Here is a 25978-nt window from a genome sequence, read left to right as displayed (position 1 = left end):
GTCATAGGGGGAATATGCATTATATTAGTGCCCTTAGGGGGAAATGCATTTAACGGAGCTATGCAGCGTAATTTTAAATGGGAGGAGTATTTAACTAACCCTTGGTTAATGGGGGTGGTTTCGGTGATCTTATCTGTTTCGGTTTACGGTCTGATTTTACTTTTTGTGGACTTGCAAGAGCCAATGATGGGCTTGTACATGTCTACTATTATTCCAGCTCTGGTTGCGCCACCCATTGCGATTTTAATTCGCAGAAGCGTTCGCCAGGTGAAGGAGAAGAATCGCGAGTTGGCCGAATTAAATGCGACCAATAAGAAGCTCTTTTCTCTGCTATCACATGATTTACGCAGTCCGATTGCCTCCCTTAAATCAGTAATGGACTTATTGATTGAGCAACGCTTGAGTGAGGAGGAAGCGCGAGAAATGTTTAAAGATCTTTCGCATAAGACAGAGCGAGTGCTGGATTTTCTGAACGATATTTTGACCTGGTCTTTGAAGCAAAGTGAGTTGAAACCAATGCAGGCCGACTATTTCCAGGTGAAGGATTCCATTGAATCCATTTTGGAATTATTTGAAGATCAAAGACGGGCCAAGCATATTAATCTAGATACCCAAAACTTGAATGAAGCGGTATTTGCAGATAAAGACAGCTTTGCCTTTGTATTTCGCAATGTTTATCACAATGCCTTGAAGTTTACTCCGGACGGAGGAGAGATTCAGGTATACACCGAGGTGAAGGATGGTAAGCTTCACACTGTGGTGGCCGATAGTGGGGTAGGAATGAATGATGAAACTATCGAAACCGTTTTGAATCCCGAAAAGTGGTTTAGCACCAAGGGCACCCATGATGAATCAGGCACTGGCTTTGGCATTAGTTCCTCCTTAAATTACCTGCGCGACAATCACGGTGAACTGCGCATCGAAAGCGAACCAGGCAAAGGCTCTCGTTTTATAATCGTATTGCCACAAGTGGCCGAAATGGCCTAGGTGTTTTCCTTCCGAATTGCATTTTTCCTTAAGCCCAGGAGTATGTTGATTAAAAAGCCTATTTGAGCTAAAAGCCAGGTGAGAAGGGCAATTGCGTTTATTAGAGTTTATAAATTAAGGCATGTGTGGAAGGATCCCATTTATTGCGATTCATGAGCATTAAATACATGGGAATAAGGAAACAGGCCAGCACATGAAAAACGCTGAGACGATTGATAAGTTTCCTTTTCCGCATAAGCCAATACAGTCCACCGCTAAGAATCAAGTAAACAGAATGAAGGATAATAATCTCCTTTTGACTGATCACATAATACGTGTCATGCAAATTGATGGTCCATCCATCGTCTTCTAAATTGCTTAAACTGAAGAGGGGGAAGAGGATAGCGAAGATCCAGAGGAGGAGGTAGGTGCTGTTTTCTAATTTGTCTCGGAAATTATAATAATACTGATCTTGGTATTATTATAATTCAATAAAAAAATGTGTATTAAATTACTGTAAAACAGTTTGTTGAGTGTTTAGCTTGGCTAAATTTGGAGAAATAAACAAACTTAGGTAATGAAAATATTTAGATTAATTTGTCTTTTGACTATTCTCTTTGGCCCGTATTCTTTGATTTCCCAAGAGCACCTAGGGCAAAAATTAGGTGGGTTTTTTGAGCAGTTATACGGAGGTTCGACAGATGAAGAAGCGATAGATATATGCTCTTCTCAACAAGATTATTTAGTTACAGGCTGGACTGATGTTAACACGGAAGGTGTTACTAAAGATGCAACCATATGGTATATAGATAATCTAGGTAGAAAAAACTACAAGATATTCTATGGATCTGGAGAAAAGGATGAAGTTGCAACTGGGGTAACGGACATTAATTCCGAATATATGGCTATATGCGTTCACTCAAGTAGTAGTTGGATTCAAGATTCCGTTCAGCCAAATGATTTTATGGTAGTCTACATGCTTGAGGTAGCTACAGGTTTAATGGAGTGGAGAGACACTTTAATGTTTGAGGATGAAGGAGTGGCCCCTGTAGATATCCATTATGACGGAGCGGAACACATTTATGCGCTATACAATAGAAGAGATCCTTCTGGAAGGGTTTCAAATCAAATTGCAAAATATGACTTAGGTGGCAATTTAATATGGATCTCAGATTCATACTACACTCAAGGGCATGGGCAATGGGCTAGTGAATTACTTCTGACGTCCAGCTCGTTGGTGATAATGCCCTACAGTTACTACACTAAGTCGCCTGAGGCTGTAGAATTCAATACTTCAGGAGTTATTATTAATCAGAATGACTTTGTCTCAGAGCAAGAGACTCGTATTTACGGTTTGATAGAGGAGTCATCTTCGGGTAATATTATTGGTGCGGGATATACTGTGGATGATGAGGATGATATTAATTCTTATTTACTAGAAATAACCCCTTCATTAGCATTTAGCCAGTCAGAGTCATTTGGTCAGGCGGGCGTAGAAAAATTTAGAGATTTAGTAGAGACCGTGGATGGCTTAATTGCAGCAGGTGTTAGAAATAATGAAGGAGAGGGTAGCTATGATTGTTATATTCATCATTTTGACAATAACTGGCAAACAGATCTCGAAGAAACATTTGGAGGCATCAATTCAGATAGGCTAAGTTCCTTAATGATTGACGCAACTGAAACTAAGGCATTTTTCGCAGGCTACAATACAGAGTATGGTATAACTACTAGCGGTAATGCATATTTGGGGGGAATAACAACTAAACTAGGAGTAGTCCAGGCATCTTGTGACTTCCCCAGAATTTTATTTATTGATGATTTGGTTGATGACAATGATCAAGACACACCTGATAACCTTTTAAACTATAATGCGATTATCTCAACATGTTCAACTCATAACATCAATACCGTATTTTTATATGATGTTGACAAAATATACCATCCTACCAATCCTTCAATACAAGATGTAAAAGACGATTTAGATGTTTTTTTAAATGCCTTATTAGGAGCTCAAATAAAGGTAGGTTTCATAGTGGGGCCTGAAATTGATAAAGTAAGAAACTTAACAGACATAATGAAAGGGGTAACCCAGAATAACACAAATTTTGCCGGTAAAATAAATTACATTATGCTTGAGCACGAGTTTTGGGGAAATAATAGCAATTACTCTGGATTTGTTCCTCTAAGTGTTTTGAATAACTCGGACTATGGGTTTAATTGGTCATCAAATCCATATCCTTCTGGGACTGATAATAAAAAGAATCACTATTTCTGGCACCTAACTAAGGATCATGAGACACTTTTAGAAGAGATAAATACTCAATTGCCAAATAATGCAAACTGGTGGGCTTCTTTTGACTATATAAGCTATCTAAAGAATTCTGGATTTACAAATGCAACTTATTATGACTACAACAGTAATGCAAACGGATTAGGTACTTTAACTACACTTACAGGTTCAGACCCAGTAATGCAACATCGAGAAGGCTTAGTAGAGCATTTCTTACCTTTAGTAGACTATACGTTTTTAGTAAACTATAGAGATGCAAGTAATTCCAAGCATTTCATGACTAGTGGCGGTAATCTTGTTCCAAATTTTGATGTTTCTTCACCTAATTCCACTTTAAGCAATTCAGATTGGTTAAAGCGATTGCAAGCCTATTCGAATAAGGCTAATCTATCAAAAAACTCTAGTACATTTTATTACATCAACCTACAGTCAAACGAAGAAACTGTATGCTCGGATGTGGGTGCCAACAAGCTCGGGAACTGGCTGGGTGGTGCAAATTCCTACAATAGGGCTGAACAAGCATATGTAGATCAGCTTCAAAACTTGAGTTCAACATGCATATCATGTGGAACAAACAGTGAAGTTGTAGCTCACGCTTGGTTTGATTATAGTTGCCATACAAGTAATAGCTCATTTTCTAACTATGGCTTAGTTTCTGGATGTAGTACCCAAATAAGTATTGAGGAACAAAACTCTTCAAGTGCGGGATTGAGCGTATACCCTAACCCAAGTAATGGACAGTTAAAGATTTCTGGTTTAAACAATAAAAAAGAGGTTGCTTTTTTCAGTTTAATCGATGTTTCAGGAAGAGTTTTACTTTCAGGTCCAGTTCCTGCAGATAATACAGTTAACTTACCCTCTCATTTAAAGGGGTTATTTATGTTGAAAATTGAACATGGAAGCAATTCAACTAGTTTCAGAGTTATTTTAAATTAAATACCATGAAAGGGTGTTTCCTTTTTATCTATATCTTTTTAATAGGGTTTAGCGCCCAAGCACAGTGGACAATTACCGCTAGTGATACGTATACAGGATCCCAAAATAGCGCTGTTTTTACAGTGCATAATTCAGGGGATACCTTATTACAGGTGGGTACGGTAATTACAGTTCGACCCAGCGGTGTGTTTTATCCCGTGTTAAGTGAGTATGAGATCTCTTCCGGAAGTAAAATTGACTCAGTTCCGCTTCAGGGCAGTGGTGCTGCTAGTGTTCCTGTAGGCTGTTCTTGGACTAATGACGGGTATTATGCTGTGTCTAGGGATAGTACTTCTCAGTTTATTGGTTATCAAAATGCTCTATCCAAACATTTAGAATTTAGAAGATCATTTGATCATCAAGGCTTATGGTCTACCAGCGGTTCGTTCTTAGTGCCAAATTTTTATGGCAAGGATATTTTTGTCAATTCCTTAGGGGCATTTTGGTTATACAATCCAATTCGCAATGAGCTGAATGCCCTAGCTACTCTCAACGGAGACACTATAATGACCTTAGATAGTGCAGACATGGCCTTTAAAATGGGCGTAGATAGTACTTATGAATTGTTAAGTGTTTATCTTGAAGGACCTCATTGGCGTAAGTCCGATACCTCGGTTGTTTACCTTGATTTTGGAAGACGAGATTCTTTTGGAACTTTTATTGAGTTTCAATCCAAATATGCCTTATTTCTGATAGATAGTTTGAAACCGATATCGTCATTTAGAGATTGGGGAATTGAGCCAAACATCGATTATGAAGATTTTACCTTAATTGAAAGTAAGGTTCATTTCAACTCTAATAATACCTTGGATAGGACTATTTATAAGAGGGACCTGCTGACCGGTAATATTGTAGATAGTTTAAAAGTTGATTCACTGACCTATAATCCAGATACTTTACAATACAATCCAGATCACTATAATCGTTTTTACTCTCGAGGAAGATTTAGTGTCTATGAAGAGGAGTATGATTATGTGGACACCGTGTCTGGATCTCGCACGGAGGGTTTTGTGATGTTAGTGCAAAAGATTCGCTTATATGAAGATGACCAGATGATATATGAAAGGGTTATCACGGACTCGGCCAAATCAGGTTTTTTAGATACCCGGTTTCTAGATTTAATACCTCTCCCAGATGGGGGAGTCATTCTAAACTTAAGAGTTAATTTTGACGGCAAGAGGGGTAGAATTGTGTATATCGACCCACAAGGCAATCATTATTTGCACTCAGAGTCAGTCATTCAGCCGGTGGTGGATATTTACCCAACAATGGTTGAGCACAAACTAAACGTGGCTTGTCGTTCTCAAAAATATCAGGTTTTGATATATGGTCTTGATGGGAAAGAAGTTGGTGAGTATAATATTGAAACTAAAACCGATTCATATCAAATTGATCTTCCGCAATTGAATTCAGGGGTGTATTATGTTCTTATAAGTTTTGGTGAGAATCGAGCACTTCGGAAGATTGTTAAGAGGTAAGCCCTCTAACCCTAAAATTAGATCGATCTTAGATTGAGAAAAAATTGTTGTTTATAAAAAGACAGCCCTGGCAGAAATGCCAGGGCTGTTAAATTTAGGAGATCACTGTTTTCCACTGCAGTAAAAAGTGCTCCAATGTCATTATCGTCTGCACACCTTCATTCGAAAAGAAGTTATCGTCCTGGTCTTCTATTTCATGCGCAAGTTGACAAACAAAGAAGGTAAGAAAGTAAGAGACCTTCGCTGGATCTGTAAGTCCCCCATTATCAGGATTGCGTTCAATGAAATCTGTCATGAAGCGACCTAGCTCAAAAAGCTCATTATTGGTATTGAGCTTTCTTTCAAAGAGCTCATGAGATAGAGCTAGACCTGATAGGTAGGTGTCATTAATGATCTGTTGGCATTTCTCACGGATTAGCTCCAACACCTTCATTTTTTCCAGTGCCTCTAGTCGTGATAAGCCCTTACCATCAGCCAGAGCTTGTTTTTCCTTATCCCAATTCTTTAAAGGGATGTGCTGGTTAGTGGAATAGTCTTTTCGCCTGCCATCAATTCGAAGAATAATGTACACAAGCGATGTGCCGTCGGCGCGCTTTTCTGCCCGCGGTCTTAGGGAGAACGTGATTTTCTGCATCGTCCACAATTTAAATTATGGCCGTCCACACATCGTCCACAAAAAGATGAGAAAAGGCGGCCAGGTTAATAAAAACGTGAACCACAGACTAAAAAAGAGAAACCCAGTGTTTTCCGGATGGAGGAGAGATACATGTATACACCGAGGTGAAAGACGGTAAACTCCATACGGTGGTAGCGGATAGTGGGGTAGGGATGAATAATGAAACTATCGAGACCGTTTTGAATCCCGAAAAGTGGTTTAGCACCAAGGGCACTCATGATGAATTAGGCACTGGCTTTGGCATTAGTTCCTCCTTAAATTACCTGCGCGACAATCATGGCGAATTGCGCATCGAAAGCGAACCAGGCAAAGGTTCTCGTTTTATTATCGTATTGCCGCAATTGGCCGAAATGGCCTAGGTGTTTTCTTCCAGGATAGCGTTTTTCCAGAAACCCAAAAGCAAATTGATTACAAAGCCTACCTGAGCTAAAAGCCAGATGAGAAGGGCAATTGCGTTTATTAGAGCTTATAAATTAAGGCATGTGTGGAAGGATCCCATTTATTGCGATTCATGAGCATTAAATACATGGGAATAAGGAAACAGGCCAGTACATGAAAAATGCTGAGGCCATTGATAAGTTTCCTTTTCCGCATAAGCCAATACAGTCCACCGCTAAGAATCAAGTAAACAGAATGAAGGATAATAATCTCCTTTTGACTGATCACATAATACGTGTCATGCAAATTGATGGTCCATCCATCGTCTTCTAAATTGCTTAAACTGAAGAGGGGGAAGAGGATAGCGAAGATCCAGAGGAGGAGGAAAGGGTGGATAGTCTGCTTAATCTGCTTAATCATCAAGTATGGTTATAATCAAGAGAATTGTAAACCAGAAATAATGGATTATAGCCTAGATATTTTCTGGATAAAAGACTAAAGTTTAACCAATTTATTCAATCTTCCAGAATTAGAGATTTTGGCGACAGAAATTTTTGAAAACCAAAAATCGGGATTAAGTAGCTTTAAGGAGATTAAGGAGACGGCTAATGGGGAAACTAAGTAGTAATTAATTAAGACTAAAAGAGCTTTTAGAATAATTCAGTAAGGTCCCCTTCAGTTAGTTTATCCTGAGGTAGCTTTTTAGTTAATCAGCCCTCTAAAATGTGGTTTTATTTCTTCTGCGAATTGGTCTCTATCTATTCGTGCTCCGCTACATATTTCAAAAAAAAACTCATCAGGATCTACTTCAAAGTTTTTGTTTTCTAAGTCAATTAAGGAATCTAAAGTAAAGTGCTCTATATCGGCTCCAAAAAAGTTACCCTCTCCATGCCAATGTTGATTTATTGACACCCATTCGTAAGCTATAATTAAATCAGCGTTTTCAGTCATTCTGCCATTCTTCAGCCGATGGTAGTAAAGCTCAAGAATTAAGAATTCCACTTTTCTGTTCAGATACATCCAAGCATTCTCCCTGTCTATTCCTTTATATTTGATTTGAGGGTGTAAGTGCAGGGGCGGTGGAGCGATGTATGTGCTAAAGAAACTCTTTCCTAATGTCATGCAATGTAATTCCTCTCTAATAACTTGATACAGATATAAAATCAAATCTTTAAGTTCAATTTTATCCGGGTCGACTAGGAAAGGGTAGGAAGGAATTTCAACTGTGTCATCAAACTTCTCAGCACCTTTTAAATCCAAACTTCTGCCAAGAATTTTGTTAGAAAAATGCCTACTTAAGCCTTGTATATACTCTGTCAAATAGTTATTCGTCTCGAATAGATAAGAGTTTGCATCGGCAAGCCGTCTTTGTTTATCTATCCATTTGGATTTGATATATATAGCTGTTATAACTAGAGCCAATCCAGAAAGCATCAAGATCCGTTCTTTTTCTGTCATTACATTTATTTAAGTACCTTTTAATATAAAGTGTAATTAAACCCTAGTCTGAAATTAAAGGAATAACCTCAGGTTAATACATTTAATTACTCATAGCCTTCTTCCAATTCTTTTTTAAAATTGGTCTGGAAAAACAGGTTTCACCATCTGATGATTCTCCGGAAAAATGGCAGTATTTTTCAGGATAATTTTCATCGCCAAATCGCTCCCAGGATTTAAAAGACTTATCTGAAAAAGGCATTTTCACATTAAAAGGTATACTCATTCCAGTCCTAATACAATAGCCCATTTTAGCGGCCTGGTTAGATGAGGATTTTTTAGGACTAGTCTTTCTAGAGGCTAATTCGTCCACTTTGGTGATAGAGTTTTTGTACTTATCAGCACTAAAGACTCTACCCTTTTCAAATTGAGGTTCAATATCAATAATAAGACGGGCATTTTTAACCACACTCCAGAAGTACTTTACTGCTTCTTGATCGAATGAAGTGGATCCTGTTATTGACGAACTTAAACTACTAATAATTCCCTTTGCCGTACCGTATACTCCAAACTCTATGTTATTGTGCTGAGAATATTCATACAAATTCATGGAGGAAAGAATAATCTCAGAGTCGTTCATATAGACTTTAGCATGAAGATCGCCCTCGTGCTTTAACTCTAAATTGGGGAGAGTTCTTAGAAACTCCAAATCCTCCTCATTTATACTTTTAAAAAGGTCATCATTGTTTTTACCGAAAACAATTGTTAGTCTTGTTTTGGGCCTGTTCTTTAAGTCAGCTAACCGTCTTTTAATAGGTGGTGAAAATTTGATATAGGGACTTATAAGGAAAAGGTTGTCTTGAGCATTATCTATGATGGACTCAATTTTTGAATTTAAATGTGACGAGGTTAAGAACTCAGGCATGATTTTTAAGTTTTGTTAATACAAGATATTAATGCATAATCGATCAACGACTATTAATTTTAAGGTTTTTTCCTGTTAATTCTAGTTCTGTATTTAGTTGGAACCTTCAAGATGCTTTGATGGGTTTTTAAGTCAATCTATCCCAATAATGAGCAACAAGGAATAAAGGAAGATGCCTAACTTCAGCATAAGGTTTCTATTTATTCTCAGGCCAGTCCTTTCTAAATAATAGTCAAGTACCAGAGTAGAACCTGGGATAATGGTTGGGTTCTGATTCTGCTATCGAGGGATTTTGATGTATTGACCTTGTTCTTCTTAATGAAAGTACTCCTTTCTGAGGTTTTTGATATCGGCGTAATGCATTCATGTAAATGCGGCAAAAAACGAAAAAATATCGAGCTTGCTGCTGGGTGAGGTTTTTAGGCTTAATAGCTTCGATTTTCTGTATTTCTTCAACTGCGCAACTTGGACGATCGAGTTCAAAGGGAAATTTTGAATAGGATAGTCATTTATAATTTTTCGCTTTCGAGCTTCAATTATTACTGCGTTGAGGTTTTTTACGAGTAAACAAAGAATTAAAATCTTTTCTTTCCCTCAAAATGTAAAGGAGCTCAAACAGCTACAATCTACGAGAGAATAATGCGGGAAAATCTGCACCGGATCTGCACGATAAAGTTGCATCTGCATAAAAAAAACCTGCAAACTAGACGTTTGCAGGTTTTCGCATTTCCTTGCAGGATGCTGGGTGGTGCCACCAGGAATCGAACCGGGGACACAAGGATTTTCAGTCCTTTGCTCTACCAACTGAGCTATGGCACCATGCTTTCGGGAATTTGAAGATTTCTCTTTCCCTTAGCGGGGCGCAAATGTAAAACTTTTTACATTCGTGCAAAACATTTTTTGAGCGCATTGAAAAATAATTTGGCCGCCGGAGCCCTGCATATCGTGATTGATGCTGGTAATACCCGCATCAAAGTGGCTCAATACCAGAATCAAACTTGCGAGGATCTCCACTACTTTGAGGAGCAAAAAGAATTTGAAATTTTTTTAAAAAAGTTTCCGAAAGAGGCTCCTTGCATCTTTTCCAATACCGGTTCCTGGGATTTAGAAGTGGTTCGGCAGCATTTTGACTATTGCTTAAGCCTGAATCCCGAAAGTCCTTTGCCTTATATTATCTTATATAGTAGTCCTAAGACCTTGGGTAATGATCGACGGGCCTTGGCTGCTGCTGCCCATCGATTTTTTCCGGGAGAAGCTTGCCTGGTTCTAGACTTGGGTACCTGCCTTACCGCCGACTTTATCGACGCACAGGGAAATTACCACGGTGGAGCGATCAGTCCGGGATTAAAAATGCGATTTAAATCTCTTAAACATTTTACCGCCAATTTGCCCAAAGTAGATTGGTCGGGTATTCAATATCCGAATTTAGTAGGGGATAGTACCGAAAATTCCATCCTTAGCGGCGTAGTACGAGGTTACGCCGCAGAAATTTCTGCGAGCATCACACAATATGAAGAAGAATTTGGCGCTATTCGAACAGTAATTACGGGAGGAGACCATTCCTTGTTGCTCCCGTGGTTGAAAAATGACATATTTGCACCTTCAAATTTTTTGCTGAACGGCCTTGATTACATCCTTGAGTACAACCTCCGTCAGAAATAGAGCTTTATACCTTAGCTTATTGCTATGTATGGCTGGCATTAGCTATGCGCAAACCAATTCGGTTTCGCCTTATTCCCGCTTTGGTTTCGGGGATTTGTACCATGGCTTAAATGCACGCTATACGGGTATGGGAGGCGCTTCTCTGGCTAGCCCCGATTTCCTGAATATCAACTTTGGAAGTCCCGCCTCATACACTAATTTAAAATTAACCACCTTCGATGTAGGCTTCGAAGCGACCCGCATCAATCAAATGCAAGAATCGCCAGCGGTTAATATCGATAATTCCCGTTCCGGAATGCGTAACCTCTCGGTAGGGGTACCTATTATGGATTGGTGGGGTTCTGCTGTGTCTATCCAGCCTTATAGCTTTAAAGGCTATCAGATTAATAGTAGTCGTATACTTCCTTCCGATTCCAATGTAACTATCACCGATCAGTTTAATGGTCAGGGTGGACTCAACTCCGTAATTTGGGGTAATAGCTTTGAAGTGGCTAAAGGCTTAAGCTTGGGAGTGAATATGCATTATGTATTTGGTTCCCTCCGCGAAAACAACATTGTAAACTTCGACGACTATACCTTCCTGGATACTCGCAGTGATCGTGAAAGCCAGATTAGTGGAGTATTCTTTAATTATGGAGCCCAGTATCAATATTTAATGCCTAAGGATCGATTCCTTTCGGCAGCCCTGCGTTTCCAGAATGCCACCAGCATTAATTCTACCGACCTTAGTTTCGATTATACCATTGATGGCAATACCGCCCGCGATACTCTAGTTGGAGGGAGCTCCAATGAGGGTAGTTATACTTTACCTTCTGAGCTTGGCTTTGGCTTAAGCTATGGAAAGATGAATCTGGAAAATCGTCAGGTTTCCTGGGCGGTGAATGCTGATTTTGAAAGCTATAATGGTTCCGAGTTTAAATCTTCCATCGGTGGAAACCCCTTGGTAAATGGATATCGTTTGGAATTAGGTGGCTTTATGACCCCTCAAATGACCTTCAAATCATTGGAACGCGGAACAGGTTTTTTCAATAACACTGAATATCGCATAGGCGGATTCTATGAGAAAACCCCCTTAAATATCTCAGGACAAGATATTTACAATTACGGCATTACTTTTGGATTAGGATTACCGATCCGCCAAAGAAACATGGCACCCGGAGAGCAAAAAGTAAGCACCATCAATTTAGGAGTGGTAGCCGGTCAACGCGGCAGCCTCGCAAACAATTTGATCCGCGAACAGTATATAAGCTTCTACCTATCTGTCACGTTTAATGATAAGTGGTTCATAGATTATAAATACCGATAACAAAAACAACCCAAATGAAAGCAACCCTGTACACCCTGGCATTCCTAATCGGATTGGGTGGATTGCTCAAGGCCCAGGACTACGGAGAAGACAGCCTCCGTTGTAGAGAAAACCTTTATATCTATTACGAACTGGCCCAAAAAAGACAGTTCCTCGAAGCCTACGATTCCTGGCAAATCGTTTACGATATCTGCCCAGGTTCTAGCAAGAACAATTTCATCTATGGCCCTTATATCGCTAAGGCTAAGATTGACCAGGCTATCGAGAATAAGGATACTGCTGCTGAACGTAAGTTTAAAAATCTCATGATCGAAGTTTACGATCGTCGAAATGAGTTTTTCCCAGGCAATGAAGCAGATGTTGCTACGCGTAAAGCTTTGGATTTCTTCAAATACAATGAAGAGAAAAACAAGGAAGCGCATGACCTCTTTAAATATGCCTTAGAAATTGGTGGAGCAGAACAACCCGCTGCTTTCTACAACTATTACTTCATTACCGCAGCGCGTTTATTTAATGAAAAGATTTTCGAAGTAGAAGATGTTTTCCGCGATTACAACCTTGTAAACGAGGGTATTGAGGTGAATAACAACGCCTTAAACGTTGTAATTGAAGAACTGATTCGCAAACGCGATTCTGACAACGTTGCTTTGGATACCAAAGAGTTGAAAGAGTTGGAAAAGGCAGAGCGTGAATTGGAGCGCTATACTGTAGTTGAGTCTAATATCGAGAAGATTCTTGGTCCTATCGCTACCTGTGATAAGTTGAACTTGATCTACAATGCTGAAACCTTTGCGGCTAATAAAAGCGATACCCTTTGGTTGAAGCGTGCCGCTAAAATGTTGCAGAAAGAGCGTAAGAATGAAGAGGGTGAGTATGAAGATTGTACCGACAACCCTATCTTCTTTGGTATCTCTGAAGAGCTTTACAAATTACAGCCTTCTGCACCTTCAGCTCGTGCGATGTTCATCATGTCCTATCGCGGTGGAGACTATTCAAAAGCAACTCAGTACATCAAAGAAGCTATTAACTTCGAGTTAGACCCTATCAAGCGTTCAGCGGATTATTTGAAATTAGCTTCCATCTACATCAAGCGCGGTAGCTTGGCTCAAGCTAAATCAGCTTGTATTAATGCGGCTAATTTGGATAAGAAGAACGGAGACCCCTATGTAATGTTAGCAACCATTTACGCTGCTGCTGACGGATCTTGCGGAAGCAATGTGTTCGAAAAGAAAGCGGTTTACTGGGCTGCTATCGACAAACTAAACTATGCTAAGTCTATTGATGCATCGGTTACTAATAAAGCGAACCGTTTGATCAATGCTTACAAACAACAACTTCCAGATAAGTCGGCCAGCTTCCAGTTAGGTCACGTGGGAGGTGAAAAATATTCTATTGGTTGTTGGATCAATGAAACCATTACCGTTAACTGGTAATGCGATTCAAGCTTCATAATCTTAAGAGCATCGCTACCTTAGTGGCGATGCTTTTTTTATGGACTGCCTGTGAAAACGAGGTAAAGGAGGTACAAGCCCTAGCTCGCGATGAACGTATTCCTATGGAAGTACAGCGTGATTTTGTACTTCGCTATTCCGATAGTAGTTATTACCGGATGGAATTAATGGCGCCATTGGCGGAAAGCTATCCTCAATTGGATATTCCACAGCGTGAGTTTCGTGAAGGAATAAATGTGCGATTTTTGGATGCCCTCGGACAGGAAACTAGCAGACTACGTGCCGAATACGCCCTACAGCTCATCGATAAAGATCTATGGGAAGCCCGAGGGGATGTAGTGGTGGTAAATGAAAAGGGTGAGCAGCTGAACACCGAAAAACTCTTTTGGGATGCCCGCACCGAAAAGATTTACAGCGATGAATTTGTGAAGATCACCACCAAAGATCAAATTATCATGGGGGAGGGTTTTCAAGCGGACCAGAACTTTAGTAGCTACGAATTGGATCGGGTAACCGGCCAGCTAAATATTGAGGACGATGCTTCTTAGAATGTTAAAATTTGTTGAGTTTGTTTGGGTTGGGATGGGCTTTTTATGCGCCTACCAATTGTATATGACCTGGAATATGGACGGCAATTCGCGCTATATTTTTGGTGGAGGCCTCCTAGTATCTATCTTTATGTTCTTCTTCCGTCGTTATACCCGTCAGCGTTACGAGCGAATACAGGAAGAAAAACAGGCCAAACAAGACTAAACATTGGAAGTCGCACTGATCATCATTAGCACCATTCTCGCTTCTGCCTTTTTTTCGGGAGTAGAGATTGCTTTCATTTCTTCCAATCGCTTCCACATTGAGTTGGAGCAACAAAAGGGAACTTTCATTTACCGAATTATTGGTTATCTGGTAAAAAATCCTTCTCGATTTATTGCCGCCATGCTGGTGGGAAATAACATCGCTTTGGTTATTTATGGCTTGTTCATGCCATTGGTATTGGATCCCTATTTACCCTTGGAGAATGCCTATCTCTTGCTTTTGGTGCAAACAATCCTGAGTACGATATTCATTCTCATTTTTGCCGAATTCCTACCCAAGGCCATATTTAGTACCAATGCCACTAGCTTATTGGAGTTCTTTGCCTTGCCCAGCGGTTTCTTCTATATAGTATTTGCCCCCATTGTTTGGTTAATGATGGGCATCAGCAATTTCGTGATGAAATACATTCTCGGAACCGAGGAGGAGGAAGGACAGAAAGCCTTTAATAAGGTAGATCTCGAAAACTATATCAGTGAACGTACCGAGGCCAGTGATGAGCAAGAAGACGTGGATCATGAAATCCAGATATTCCGAAATGCCCTAGACTTTAGTGAGCGTAAAGCCCGCGAATTTATGGTGCCACGGACCGAGATTGTGGCCATGGATGTGGAGGAGCCCATCGGTAAACTCAGTGAGGTATTTATTGATAGCAATCTTTCTAAGATTCTTATTCATCAAGGGAATGTGGATAATATCATTGGCTATGTTCATTCCTTTGAGCTCTTTAAAAAACCTGAGGATATTCGTTCTATTCTTCGCCCGGTGAGCTTCTTACCAGAAAGTATGCCGGCCCATGAAACCTTAAACCTGCTAATGCGAGAGCGTCGTAGTATTGCGGTGGTTTTGGATGAGTTTGGGGGTACATCCGGATTGGTGACCATTGAAGATGTGGTGGAAGAAATTTTTGGAGAGATTGATGATGAGCATGATGTGGAAGAGCTGCTGGAGCAAAAAGTAAAGGAAGGCGAATACCTTTTTTCTGCTCGCCAGGAGATCGACTATCTTAATGATAAATACAATCTTAAACTTCCGGAAGATGAAGCCTACAATAGCTTGGGAGGTTTAATCATTAATCACTTGGAGTCGATTCCTGAGAAGGGCGAAGAACTCCGTATAGATGGCTTCCACTTGAAAATGGAAGAGGTGAGTCATAGTAAGATTGAAATCGTTCGCTTACGTCAAACTGAAGACGACTAAAGACCTAAGAGCTCCTCGAACCTTTTAAAGGTATTTCCCTTATATTTCTCTAAACAAAGGGAAATGAGGAATTTACTATTCAGTTGTACACTATTATTTTTCGGGTCGCTTTCGGCTCAAAGCCTTTCCAGCCCTGAAGTTTTAAATATCCTGAAGGGGCAATACAATCCAGGCCAATATTCTGCTAGTACGGCAATTAAGGCCAGTGATCAAATTGCTTGTGAGCTCCTCAATCGGGTTTCTGCCGATAGCTTATCCCTTAATTTACAAATCTTAAGCAGCTTTGCCACTCGACATGCCTGGTCAGACACCACCAGTGCTAACTATGGAATTGGGGCTACTCGTCGTTGGATTTACAGTGAGTTTCAGAAATACAGTAGGCTAAATGAAAATCGATTACGTCCCGCTTATTTCACTTTTGATGTTCTGAATAATACTTGTGGTGACCTTCATGGTACCCGAAATGTATTGGGCGTGTTGCCTGGCGCCGATACCACAGATTCCTCTATAATTCTGATAATGGCGCACATGGATTCGCGTTGTGAAGCTCGTTGTGATAGTAATTGTTTTGCACCAGGAGCGGATGATAATGGTTCGGGAACTGTTCTGGTAATGGAGCTGGCTCGGGTGCTCAGTCGCTATACTTTCGATCATACTTTGGTCTTTATGCTAACCAATGGGGAGGAGCAAGGTCTTTTGGGAGCTAGGGCATTTTCGGATTACTGTGTGAGTCAAAATATCGCGGTGAAAGCGGTGCTCAATAATGATATTGTAGGGGGGACGATCTGTGGTCAAACCGCTTCTCCTCCGGGATGCTCACCAGCGGGTGATATTGATTCGATTAGAATCCGAATGTACGCAAACCCTTTATCAGACCGTAATACCTATCAGGGTTACGCGCGCAGCGTAAAGATGAATTTTGATGAAAAGCTTCAACCAAACTTCCAAATTAAGCCTGAAATAGAATTGGTAAACCTCGAAGACCGAAGTGGTAGAGGAGGAGATCATATTGCCTTTAGAGAAAACGGATTTTTGAACCTTCGCTTTAGCTCCGCCCATGAGCATGGCAATGGAAACCCCTTAGGGACTCCCAATTATAAAGATCATCAGCATACGGGTTTGGATGAGATTGGGGTAGATCTCGATAGCAATGGAACTATCGATAGCTTTTATGTCGACTTCCATTATTTGCAGAGAAACGTGATCATAAACGGAGCTTCAGCCGCCATGATTGCCGCAGCACCGGAAACCCCCAATTTTACTCTACACAATGAAAGCACCGGACTGCGCATCGAAGTCTTGGATTCAGATTTGGCTTTTGAATATCGGGTAGGAGTTAAAAATTCAGCTGGCGCCGTTTATGATTCCGTATATCGCTTTCAGGGACGAAATTTTGTAATACCGTCTTTACAGGCGAATCAACTATATCTAATCGGATTAGCGGCTTTGGATAGTAATGGAATTATGAGCCCCTTTAGTCAGGATGAGCGCGAAGTAGCGCCGATATCCACTGCGGCTGGTCAATTAGATCCCATGCCTTATCAGTTTAACTGTATGCAGGTTTCCTTGCAGGAATGGTCCCAATATCCGGAAGGCAATGGTTTGGAAGTACTGCCTCCACGTCCGAATCCCTCCAAAGGTGAAAGTCAATTATGGTTCTGGGTAAAGGATAGCCAATGGGAAGGCCCAGCTCAATTAAAGGTTTATGATTATCAGGGGCGTAAAGTACATCAAGAGCCCATTATCTTGGAGTACGGGGCCAATAGTATTCGCTATCAGCATTCGGCCAAAAATGGCATGTTCTACTATTTCCTGGAGCAAGAAGGCCGAAGATCCATTAGTCAGCGCCTATTGGTTGAACGATCCTAATTAAAGGCTTTTCTGATGCGCATCTACTGCAGCTCATATTGAGTAAAACCTATAACTGAGCTTTACCGATATAGGAACTTATTACTGAGTAGGAGAAATGCGGTAATTATAGGCTCCATAGGTACTAGGAAAACACTAAAAAATGAAGGGTATCAGTGAGGTAGAAGGTAGGATAGCAGCTCTAGCTGGTCTTGCCTAGTAGTACAACAGAGGATGGTGATGGAGTAAATTGATTTTCTCCAGTAACTGAGCTATTTATGATTTAGAGAATAGGTGTTCTTCAAGATTCTCGTATAGTTTCTGGTACTTATCAAGATTTCTTTGCCGAAGCTTTTTAAGGTTTTGCAGTTTCCATTGAACCGAAGGAAATTGTTCAAAATCATAGATCTGCCAATCAGGTCTTAGTTTTTTTACACTAAGTAGAAATTGTTTATCAGCTTCATTTAGGCATTGATTTACTGTGCGGATAAGCACCTCCCTTGTAGTTTCATAATCTTTGTAAGTGAAAGGAATCATGGCCATTCCGTCAAATTGATTTTCAAAAGCTTGTTGTTGATCGCTGAGATTTGGATTTAACAATTCGTGGATAGGTCGATTACTACTTAAGAGAGCCAGAAGAAAACCTTTTTTTATATCATCAGTGAATCCCTCATTCTCCAACAAAAGCTTTACATCAAACAAATCTCTTGGATGTTGCCTGTCAAGAGCTGCGCACAATTTTCCACCATAAAGTTGACCCATTGAAACCACCGGAATATCACAAAATGCATCAAACTTTTCTTGGGCTATATCGCACAATATGAGTTTTTGGGGAGGGGCGTAAATACCCCGGTTGGTTTGATTCACTTCTATTTTTATCTGAGCGTGATGGTCTGAAATCTGAAGTTTGGAGATTTCCCGCTGATGCTGAACAAAGGATGCAGGTAGCGCTCTTTCGATATTAGCCTTTAAGCGGGCTAGCGCTTCAAATATATTTTGTAGAGATGTGTTTCTATCTTCAATTGGAATGTACGTAAGGTCGATATCTACAGAAAGACGAGGCATTTCCCTTACAAAAAGGTTGATAGCCGTACCACCATGTAAGGCAAAGCAAGATTCTTTGGCTATCTCCGGGAGTACTTTAAGCAAGAGTTCTACTTGTAACTCATAAATTGCTTTGGTCATGCATTTCAAGCGTTTTAGGTACGGTTATTTGATATTTGGCTATATAAACACCCTCAGGTACGACGCTGCGTTTTCCTTTTCCCAAATTTATTTTTTCTACATCCAGAAATTCAAACCACCTATGCCGCGCTTTTTCAGCCATATAAAGGAACAGGCGTTTCACCTTTATAGAAGTACAGTTCTCTAAAAGCTCCTGCACCAAATTTGGGCGTAGGTTGTTCATAGACTCCATTAGCTCATAGCATTCCACTAAATCCTGTTTATCAGGGCTAAGGTATAGACACTCCAGCAGGGCCCTTGCCGGACCAGATATATTGATGGTAAATTCTTTTGCTTCAAAAGGAATGAATCCTGCCGTGCTGTTTAAAAATTTGCTGGAAACATAATTTACTTTTAGCCCCCAATGGTTCTTGCTAAACCAGGCCGGTAGTTTCTCATCTTTGTTCCCAAATAGGATTGCCTTTGAATGAGCCAGCTCCAGATAGTGCGATTTGCCCTGCATGGCCAAGGCTGTTTTAGCTCCTAAGTGTATACTCAACCCCAGTTGAGTTTGTAGGGTATAGATGGCTCCTTCCAGGTTTACTTTATCTCCGGTGCGTATCATAGCCCCGGAACCTATAGCCTCCAACCATTGGCTATGCCTGTATTTACGCTGTAGATCAAAGCTATAGCCTTTATCTAAAAGCCAGGATGCCAGCAAAACTGTTCCCTTCGGTTGGAGTTGAAGCAGTTGGTTTATTTTACTTGGATTAGTCGTACTCATGGTACGAATTTAACGATTATTATAAACCAAATTTCACTTTTGGTTTATTTTGAGTTGAAAATTCGTACTTAAGATACGGTTTTAAGAGTTAAAATAAACTGTATTACTTAAAAAATGAGAAGTATGCTCGCAAGGGACTTATAAAAATTGATAGCTTAGAAATGTTCTACCAATAGGCATGATGGCCAATTCCTTTGAGTTTTACATTCGATACGTAGAGCATTCTCTGTAAGAAGGTTGATGCCAAGTATAGTCTTTATTTGCCAGATTTACAGCGAATAACATCTGCACTTACAAGTGGTCCAGTGCTTAATACTGGTTTTGGTACATTAACAAATACTTGAATTAATCCGGTTTAAAAATTGGTTTTCGAACCAAGAGATCGGCAGAATGGCTCCCTTTCTTATGAATACAATGCTGGCATCAGGAGGCTGTCCCTAGACGATTCTTCCGCTAGGTGAAAGGGATAATTATACAGAAACTTTGGAACAAGCCAATGTAAAACAAGATATATCTGCCTTTGCCTTATTCATAGCGGAGCCGGTACAGAAATAGATAGGGTAAACTAATCCGGCTAATACTCAAAGGCCTCTCTGATGCGCATCTACCGCAGCTCTTACACTACCATGCTCTTTGAGTAAGGCTTCTGCCTGAGGGGCTAGCAATCCGGTATCCGCCATTACCATGCGGGTACCGCGATCTACCAGTTTGTTATTGCTGAGTTGCATATCCACCATTTTATTGCCGCGCACCCTACCTAATTTCACCATCACAGCGGTAGAAATCATATTGAGGACTAGCTTTTGAGCGGTACCAGCTTTCATACGGGTGGAGCCAGTAATAAATTCTGGTCCAACTACTACTTCAATGGGGAAGTCAGCTTGATCGGCCAGCGGAGAGTTTTCATTGCAAACTACACAAACAGTACTGATCCCTTCGGCCCGAGCCTGCTTTAAAGCCCCTATCACATAAGGAGTGGTGCCACTGGCGGCTATACCTAAAACAATATCATTATAATTGGGCTCAAAGGCTTGTAGATCTTTCCAGGCGCCCAGTTCATCATCTTCCGCGAATTCAACCGCTTTGCGAATGGCCGTATCGCCCCCGGCAATTAAACCGATAACCCAATTAGGATCGGCTCCAAAAGTAGGAGGGAGCTCAGAAGCATCAACAATACCTAAGCGACCACTGGTGCCAGCGCCGAGGTAAAATAACCGTCCGCCTTTTTGCATTTGAGCGACGATATGATCCACGGCTTTCTCAATATTGGGAATAACCCGAGAAATCGCGATGGGAACACTACGATCCTCGGTATTTATACTTTCAAGAATTTCGCCGGTAGACATTTTATCGATGTTTTCGTACCGACTATCGGATTCTGTGGTCCTTAAGCTCACGTTTTTTCCTAATTTAAAGCCCTGATCTGCTTTTTCATGCGCAAGGTACAATGCATTTTGGGCTTCTTGCTCTTTTCTACCACAATTTGGGGACAAGGTTTTATTCGCGATCTAATAATCCCAGAAGTATTGTGGCGGGGAAATTGGAATTTTTACGACTTACAATACGGACGTAATGAGGGGGAACTACAACTTTGGATTGGTCATGATATTATTGGGTACAACCGTAAGGTGTACCAGTATTATCCGGCCCAGAATAGTTATGGCTTTTTAAAAACAGCAGCTGGCGGCCCATCAGGTCCAGCTATCCAACAGTATCAGCTTAATAAAATATGTATTTGGGATGGAGCAGGAGGAGGCTACAGTTCCAGGCCTTATTGGAAATTTTGGGATCTGAACTCTGGAATAGAAAGGGAATTTTACCCCAATCATCGAGCGGCAAGTTTCACGAGCTTCCGTAATGATTCCGTATTCATTCTATATGCCAAGCCAAATTTCAATCTTCCGGACTTCAGCTATAATCGAACTGAAAACGATACCAATACTCAGTATTATCTCTGTTATTTAAATCCGCAAAAGCAGCAGGCGGAGATTCTCGATTCATTGCGGGTTCCCTTCTATCTGGATAATGCTGATCTACATTTCGATTCGAGATCAAATAATTGGATTGTTCTCTTTGAAGATTGGTATATCAGCTTTAAAAAAGGAGGCTCAGAGCCCGATACCATCTTTCAGGACCCCAGACTTAGCCTTGACCATTTTATTCAGTTTTCAGCAGTTGGACCCGAAGAATATCGAAAGAGGTTTTACCAAGATGGTATCACCTGGATCTTTTTCAACCCCGATTCAAATAAGGTGGTTTCGGCATTCTTCAGTCCAACGGATACGCTTTATTATGATTATTCCGAAATTCTCGAGTATGCCGACTTTGATCATTATGGGGAATTAGGGGATTCTAGGGAATCCAAGTACACCGGCAGTTTAGCAAGCTTGGGTTTAAGGAATAGAGCCACAGGCATTAGAGATATTATGATCTCTCGTGACGATTATTGGTTATTCTTTCGTTTCGAAGATTCAAAAATTACCCACTTCCAAAAAATTGCCCGTGCCAAACTACCGAATGCTTTTTTTCGAGCAGTACTAAGTACTTCAAAAGGAGGTTTTTACATTGGGGCTAATCGCCTTACGAAAGGCTTAGATGGAAAGGATAGCTTGATTTTAATATACCTGGACCCACAAGGAAGAACCTCCGTACTGCAGCCTGGCGAAGCCTTTAATCTTCATTATGATTCGCAAAACAATCAATTAAAAATATTCTACCCTAAGCCAGAAGCAAAATTGAAGTATCGGATAATTGATGCTTCAGGGCGGGCCATGCAAGAAGGAGATTTTACCGTTTATGAAGGTCTGAGTCTAGGGCCATGGCAAGCTGCAGTGTATTACTTGCAGTTATGGGAAGAAGACGGCAATTACATCGGACAACAATCCTTTTTGAAATCCAATTAGGCTTTTTCCAGCAAAGCCATATAAAATCCATCGCTCCATTCAGATGGATTAACCCGCTCCTGGCGGATAAGACTAAATTCAGGATGCCTTTCTAAAAAACGTTCTACCTGAGCTTCATTTTCAGAACGCAAAATGCTGCAAGTAGCGTAAACCATTTTACCGCCGCTTTTCAGCATTTTGGAATAGTCCTCCAGAATATCACCTTGAATCTTTCGAACCCGATCTAAATGTTCGGGCTTCAATTTCCATTTGGTATCCGGATTACGTTTCACCACCCCGGTTCCAGAGCAGGGAACATCTAAAAGAAGGCGGTCGGCAGAATCCTGCAAACGCTTTATGCTTTTGGCATTTTCAATAGGACGGGTTTCAATATTATGAACACCATTCCTGCGAGCACGTTTTTGCAATTCCTTCAGCTTCCAGGCTTCTACGTCCATGGCAATAATCTGCCCTTTGTTTTCCATCAAGGCGGCCAGATGTAAAGCTTTACCACCAGCGCCGGCACAAGCATCAATCACCCGCATGCCAGGCTCCACCTCTAAATATGGGGCAATCATTTGACTGCCACCATCCTGGACTTCAAAAAAACCGGATTGGAAACTGGGCAAACGAAAGGTGTTTTTCCGCTTTTCCAAAATGATCCCAACTTCATTAGCTTCCAATGGGCGGGCTGGACAAGCTTCTTCCTCCAATTGTTTTAGGAGGCTATTGCGGTCAATTCTCAGGCTATTGGTACGAAGGAATACTTCAGCCGGAATATTGGAAGCTTTAGCAATAGCCGGCCAGGCATCTCCTAATTCTTCGGATGCCACTTCAGCGAGCCAATCGGGCCAGCTTTCGCGGATATTAAGATCTGCTTCCAGCTCTTTAAAACGCTCATCAACATTGAGTCCTCGTACGGTATCAAAGGCAGGCCAATCGGGTAAGTCATTACCTTGCCATTGCCACCAAATTCCAAAAAGTCGATATAAATCCTTACGCTTTAAACTGGGTTCTTTGCCATTAAGCTCCCAAAGCAAGCGCCACCAGCGTACCATTTCATAGGTACTTTCAGCAATAAAACCACGATCGCGCGCACCCCATTTAGGATTGCGCTTAAGGATACGTTCAATTACTTTATCGGCATAGTAGCCTTTGCCAAAAGCCGTTTCGAGGGCTTCAATTACGGCCGCTACCAGATTCTTATGTAAGCGTGGACTTTGACTCAATTAAATGGCCGGATACTGGGCGGGATTAAATTCGTGCATCATGCTGTAAACCTTGTCGAATACATCTTCGGCACTAGGCTTGCTAAAATAGTCACCATCACTACCGTAGGCAGGGCGGTGGGCTTTGGCGCTTAAGCACTGAGGTTTAGAATCCAATAGGCGGTAAGCTTCCTGCACATCTACAATCTGTTGTAAGATAAAGGCAGAAGCACCACCGGGAACGTCCTCGTCCACTACTAATAGGCGATTGGTTTTGGCCACGCTTTCGCGGATGCTATGATGGATATCGAAAGGTAAGAGTGATTGGGGATCAATAACTTCTACTTCGATTCCGAATTCAGCTAATTGCTCCGCTGCTTCCATTACAATACGCAGGGTAGAACCATAGGATACGATGGTGAGATCTTTTCCTTCGCGAATGGTTTCCGGAATTCCCAGAGGAGTGCGAATCTCAGCCAGGTTATCCGGCATTTGTTCTTTCAAACGATAGCCATTCAAACACTCTACAATCAGCGCAGGATCATCACTGTCTAACATGGTATTGTAGAAACCTGCGGCTTGAGTCATATTGCGGGGTACCAATACATGTACACCACGTACGGCATTAATAATAGCACCCATGGGAGAACCGGAGTGCCAAATACCTTCAAGACGGTGTCCACGAGTACGCACAATTACCGGAGCTTTTTGACGGCCCTTAGAACGGTAATGTACAGTAGCTAAATCATCACTCATCACCTGTAAGGCATAGAGCAAATAATCGAGATATTGAATTTCGGCAATAGGGCGGAGACCACGCATGGCCATACCAATACCCTGACCTAAAATCGTAGCTTCTCGAATACCGGTATCATAAACGCGGTTTTCACCATGCTTGTCTTGCAAGCCTTCCAAACCTTGGTTTACATCCCCAATTTTACCGCTGTCTTCTCCGAAGATCATTACCTCCGGACGCTCAGCTAAAATGCGATCGAAATTATCACGAAGGATAATCCGGGCATCCACATTAGGGCTTTCTTCAGAATATTGTGGGGCAACGCCTTCCACTTTCATAGGAGAAAGGGCCGACTCACTGTAAAGGTGGCTGCTATAGCGATCGTGATTGGCTTGGTTTTGTTCTTTCAACCAAGCTTTGATACGCTCTTTTAAGCCACTTTGATCCTGACGTAAGTAACGTAAGCTCTTGCGTAAAGCGGCAATACCGTCTCTGCGCAAAGGCTCAGCGCTGGCCGCTAATTCCTGATCCATGGCCTTAATGGCTTCGGCTTCAGGGGCAGCTGCAATTGCTTCAGCCAGGAGGGAACGTACCGTAGCAATTTCTTCTTTAATAGGGGCGATATACTCTTTCCAGGCAGCAGCCTTGGCGTCGCGAGCGGCTTTTTTCGCTTCTTTTTCCAATGCGTCTAATTGCTCTTCATCGGCCAAACCAGCGGCTACGATAAACTCACGCATCTTTTTAATACAATCGAAATCCCGCTCCCAGGCTAAGCGTTGCTCGTTCTTATAACGCTCGTGCGATCCAGAAGTAGAGTGACCTTGGGGTTGCGTAACCTCGGTAACGTGGATCATTACCGGGATATGCTTCTTGCGGGCAATCTTTTCGGCTTTCTCGTAAGTTTCGATTAAGCTGGGATAGTCATGCGCTTTAACCCTTAAAATCTCATAACCAGATTCCTCACCATCGCGTTGGAAACCTTTGAGGATCTCAGAGATATTCTCTTTGGTAGTCTGATATTTGGAGTGTACAGAAATACCGTAATCATCATCCCAAATGGAAATTACCATAGGGATTTGAAGTACGCCAGCTGCATTAATGGCTTCGAAGAAAGGACCTTCAGATGTAGAGGCATTGCCAATGGTTCCCCAGGCAATTTCATCGCCATTATGCGAAAACTGTTTAAAGTCTTTTAAGCCTTTATTCTGGCGGTAATGCTTACTGGCTTCGGCCAAACCTACTAAGCGCGGCATTTGACCGGCGGTAGGGGAAATATCCGCTGAACTGTTCTTTTGAGCAGCAATACTTTTCCAGTTACCATCGGCATCTAAACTCTGGGTAGCAAAGTGACCATTCATTTGCCTTCCGGCAGATGCGGGCTCATGATCATGATTGGTATCCGCATACAAGCTGGCGAAAAACTCCTGAGTACTTAAGGCACCAATGGCCATCATAAAGGTTTGGTCACGGTAATATCCCGATCGGAAATCCCCGTCTTTAAAAACCTTAGCCCAGGCGATTTGAGGTAATTCTTTTCCGTCGCCAAAAATTCCAAATTTGGCTTTTCCGGTAAGTACTTCCCTACGACCAATTAAACTGGCCTCGCGGCTTTCTACCGCCAAACGATAGTCGGCTAAAGTTTGGGCTTTGAAAGTTTCTTCGGGAGAGCTTTGTTTTTGCTCGCTTTGCACGCTGGTTTCACTCATGCTCATCTTGCTTTTTAAGAGGCTGCAAAGGTAAGGAAAAAGGGGGCTTTTTTGTGGAATGGGCTAATTGCTTGAGACTTTGAATTTAGCCTG

At 41.4% G+C, this 25978-nt stretch carries 20 protein-coding genes, 1 tRNA gene and 1 pseudogene; 12 read left to right on the top strand and 10 right to left on the bottom strand.

The features are described from left to right. Nucleotides 1–60 precede the first annotated feature (60 nt). From H4K34_RS00440 to H4K34_RS00430, 3 genes are all read left to right on the top strand, one after another. Nucleotides 61–987 (top strand): sensor histidine kinase, encoded by a 927-nt coding sequence (locus H4K34_RS00440; RefSeq protein WP_210758865.1) that lies wholly within the window; start codon nt 61–63, stop codon nt 985–987. A 556-nt stretch (nt 988–1543) separates the two neighbouring features. After that, nucleotides 1544–4195 carry a T9SS type A sorting domain-containing protein gene (locus tag H4K34_RS00435; RefSeq protein ID WP_210758864.1) on the top strand — a complete coding sequence of 884 codons (2652 nt, stop codon included), beginning with the start codon at nt 1544–1546 and terminating at the stop codon, nt 4193–4195. 5 nt (nt 4196–4200) lie between these two features. Next, nucleotides 4201–5712 carry a T9SS type A sorting domain-containing protein gene (locus H4K34_RS00430; RefSeq protein WP_210758863.1) on the top strand — a complete coding sequence of 504 codons (1512 nt, stop codon included), beginning with the start codon at nt 4201–4203 and terminating at the stop codon, nt 5710–5712. Between the two features lie 94 nt (nt 5713–5806). On the opposite strand, the gene H4K34_RS00425 is transcribed toward H4K34_RS00430, so the two are convergent. After that, a complete protein-coding gene (locus H4K34_RS00425) occupies nt 5807–6346 on the bottom strand; it encodes an Arm DNA-binding domain-containing protein (protein ID WP_210758862.1) in 540 nt (179 codons plus the stop codon). Between the two features lie 125 nt (nt 6347–6471). On the opposite strand from H4K34_RS00425, the pseudogene H4K34_RS00420 reads away from it, so the two are divergent. Next, nucleotides 6472–6747: pseudogene (locus H4K34_RS00420) on the top strand (ATP-binding protein); the annotation flags it as partial. Between the two features lie 100 nt (nt 6748–6847). Here the strand turns inward: H4K34_RS00420 and H4K34_RS00415 are convergent. From H4K34_RS00415 to H4K34_RS00400, 4 genes are all read right to left on the bottom strand, one after another. Continuing rightward, nucleotides 6848–7186, bottom strand: a complete 339-nt coding sequence (locus H4K34_RS00415; RefSeq protein ID WP_210758860.1) for a hypothetical protein — start codon at nt 7184–7186, stop codon at nt 6848–6850. A gap of 282 nt (nt 7187–7468) precedes the next feature. Continuing rightward, entirely contained in the window at nt 7469–8224 is a 756-nt protein-coding gene (locus H4K34_RS00410; protein ID WP_210758859.1) for a hypothetical protein, read from the bottom strand. 82 nt (nt 8225–8306) lie between these two features. After that, nucleotides 8307–9128, bottom strand: coding sequence for a phospholipase D family protein (locus tag H4K34_RS00405; RefSeq protein WP_210758858.1), 822 nt, complete (start codon nt 9126–9128; stop codon nt 8307–8309). Between the two features lie 746 nt (nt 9129–9874). Next, nucleotides 9875–9947, bottom strand: a tRNA-Phe gene (locus H4K34_RS00400). Between the two features lie 81 nt (nt 9948–10028). On the opposite strand from H4K34_RS00400, the gene H4K34_RS00395 reads away from it, so the two are divergent. From H4K34_RS00395 to H4K34_RS00365, 7 genes are all read left to right on the top strand, one after another. After that, nucleotides 10029–10790 carry a type III pantothenate kinase gene (locus H4K34_RS00395; RefSeq protein WP_210758857.1) on the top strand — a complete coding sequence of 254 codons (762 nt, stop codon included), beginning with the start codon at nt 10029–10031 and terminating at the stop codon, nt 10788–10790. Between the two features lie 28 nt (nt 10791–10818). Further along, a complete protein-coding gene (locus tag H4K34_RS00390; protein ID WP_210758856.1) occupies nt 10819–12096 on the top strand; it encodes a hypothetical protein in 1278 nt (425 codons plus the stop codon). A gap of 14 nt (nt 12097–12110) precedes the next feature. Then, a complete protein-coding gene (locus H4K34_RS00385; RefSeq protein WP_210758855.1) occupies nt 12111–13529 on the top strand; it encodes a tetratricopeptide repeat protein in 1419 nt (472 codons plus the stop codon). After that, complete coding sequence (gene lptC / locus H4K34_RS00380; protein ID WP_210758854.1) at nt 13529–14095, top strand: LPS export ABC transporter periplasmic protein LptC; 567 nt, start codon at nt 13529–13531, stop codon at nt 14093–14095. Before H4K34_RS00385 ends, lptC begins: the two co-directional genes overlap by 1 nt. 1 nt (nt 14096) lies before the next feature. Continuing rightward, nucleotides 14097–14300, top strand: a complete 204-nt coding sequence (locus H4K34_RS00375) for a hypothetical protein (protein WP_210758853.1) — start codon at nt 14097–14099, stop codon at nt 14298–14300. 3 nt (nt 14301–14303) lie between these two features. After that, nucleotides 14304–15557 carry a hemolysin family protein gene (locus H4K34_RS00370; RefSeq protein ID WP_210758852.1) on the top strand — a complete coding sequence of 418 codons (1254 nt, stop codon included), beginning with the start codon at nt 14304–14306 and terminating at the stop codon, nt 15555–15557. Nucleotides 15558–15620: 63 nt separating this feature from the next. Then, on the top strand, nt 15621–17426 hold the full coding sequence (locus tag H4K34_RS00365; protein WP_210758851.1) for a M28 family peptidase: 1806 nt from the start codon (nt 15621–15623) through the stop codon (nt 17424–17426). A gap of 255 nt (nt 17427–17681) precedes the next feature. Here H4K34_RS00365 and H4K34_RS00360 read toward each other — a convergent pair whose 3' ends face one another. From H4K34_RS00360 to murQ, 3 genes are all read right to left on the bottom strand, one after another. Next, nucleotides 17682–18590, bottom strand: a complete 909-nt coding sequence (locus H4K34_RS00360) for a nucleotidyl transferase AbiEii/AbiGii toxin family protein (protein WP_210758850.1) — start codon at nt 18588–18590, stop codon at nt 17682–17684. Then, the gene (locus tag H4K34_RS00355; RefSeq protein ID WP_210758849.1) at nt 18571–19353 is read right to left on the bottom strand and encodes a type IV toxin-antitoxin system AbiEi family antitoxin; all 783 of its coding nucleotides are present in this window, start codon (nt 19351–19353) and stop codon (nt 18571–18573) included. Before H4K34_RS00355 ends, H4K34_RS00360 begins: the two co-directional genes overlap by 20 nt. 581 nt (nt 19354–19934) lie before the next feature. Further along, nucleotides 19935–20750 (bottom strand): N-acetylmuramic acid 6-phosphate etherase, encoded by an 816-nt coding sequence (gene murQ, locus H4K34_RS00350; protein ID WP_210758848.1) that lies wholly within the window; start codon nt 20748–20750, stop codon nt 19935–19937. Between the two features lie 36 nt (nt 20751–20786). Between murQ and H4K34_RS00345 the strand changes: the two genes are divergently transcribed. Beyond that, the gene (locus H4K34_RS00345; RefSeq protein ID WP_210758847.1) at nt 20787–22256 is read left to right on the top strand and encodes a hypothetical protein; all 1470 of its coding nucleotides are present in this window, start codon (nt 20787–20789) and stop codon (nt 22254–22256) included. Here the strand turns inward: H4K34_RS00345 and H4K34_RS00340 are convergent. Both H4K34_RS00340 and H4K34_RS00335 read right to left on the bottom strand, forming a co-directional pair. Next, nucleotides 22253–23464: an RsmB/NOP family class I SAM-dependent RNA methyltransferase gene (locus H4K34_RS00340; RefSeq protein WP_210758846.1), complete on the bottom strand. Its 1212-nt coding sequence runs from the start codon at nt 23462–23464 to the stop codon at nt 22253–22255. The genes H4K34_RS00345 and H4K34_RS00340 overlap by 4 nt on opposite strands. Continuing rightward, nucleotides 23465–25885 (bottom strand): alpha-ketoacid dehydrogenase subunit alpha/beta, encoded by a 2421-nt coding sequence (locus H4K34_RS00335; RefSeq protein ID WP_210758845.1) that lies wholly within the window; start codon nt 25883–25885, stop codon nt 23465–23467. It abuts the gene before it with no gap. Nucleotides 25886–25978: the final 93 nt, after the last annotated feature.

It is taken from the genome of Croceimicrobium hydrocarbonivorans, from assembly GCF_014524565.1.
GTDB lineage: Bacteria > Bacteroidota > Bacteroidia > Flavobacteriales > Schleiferiaceae > Croceimicrobium > Croceimicrobium hydrocarbonivorans.
Note: the sequence above shows the minus strand (reverse complement) of the source record. Positions and strands in the feature narration are given on the sequence as shown.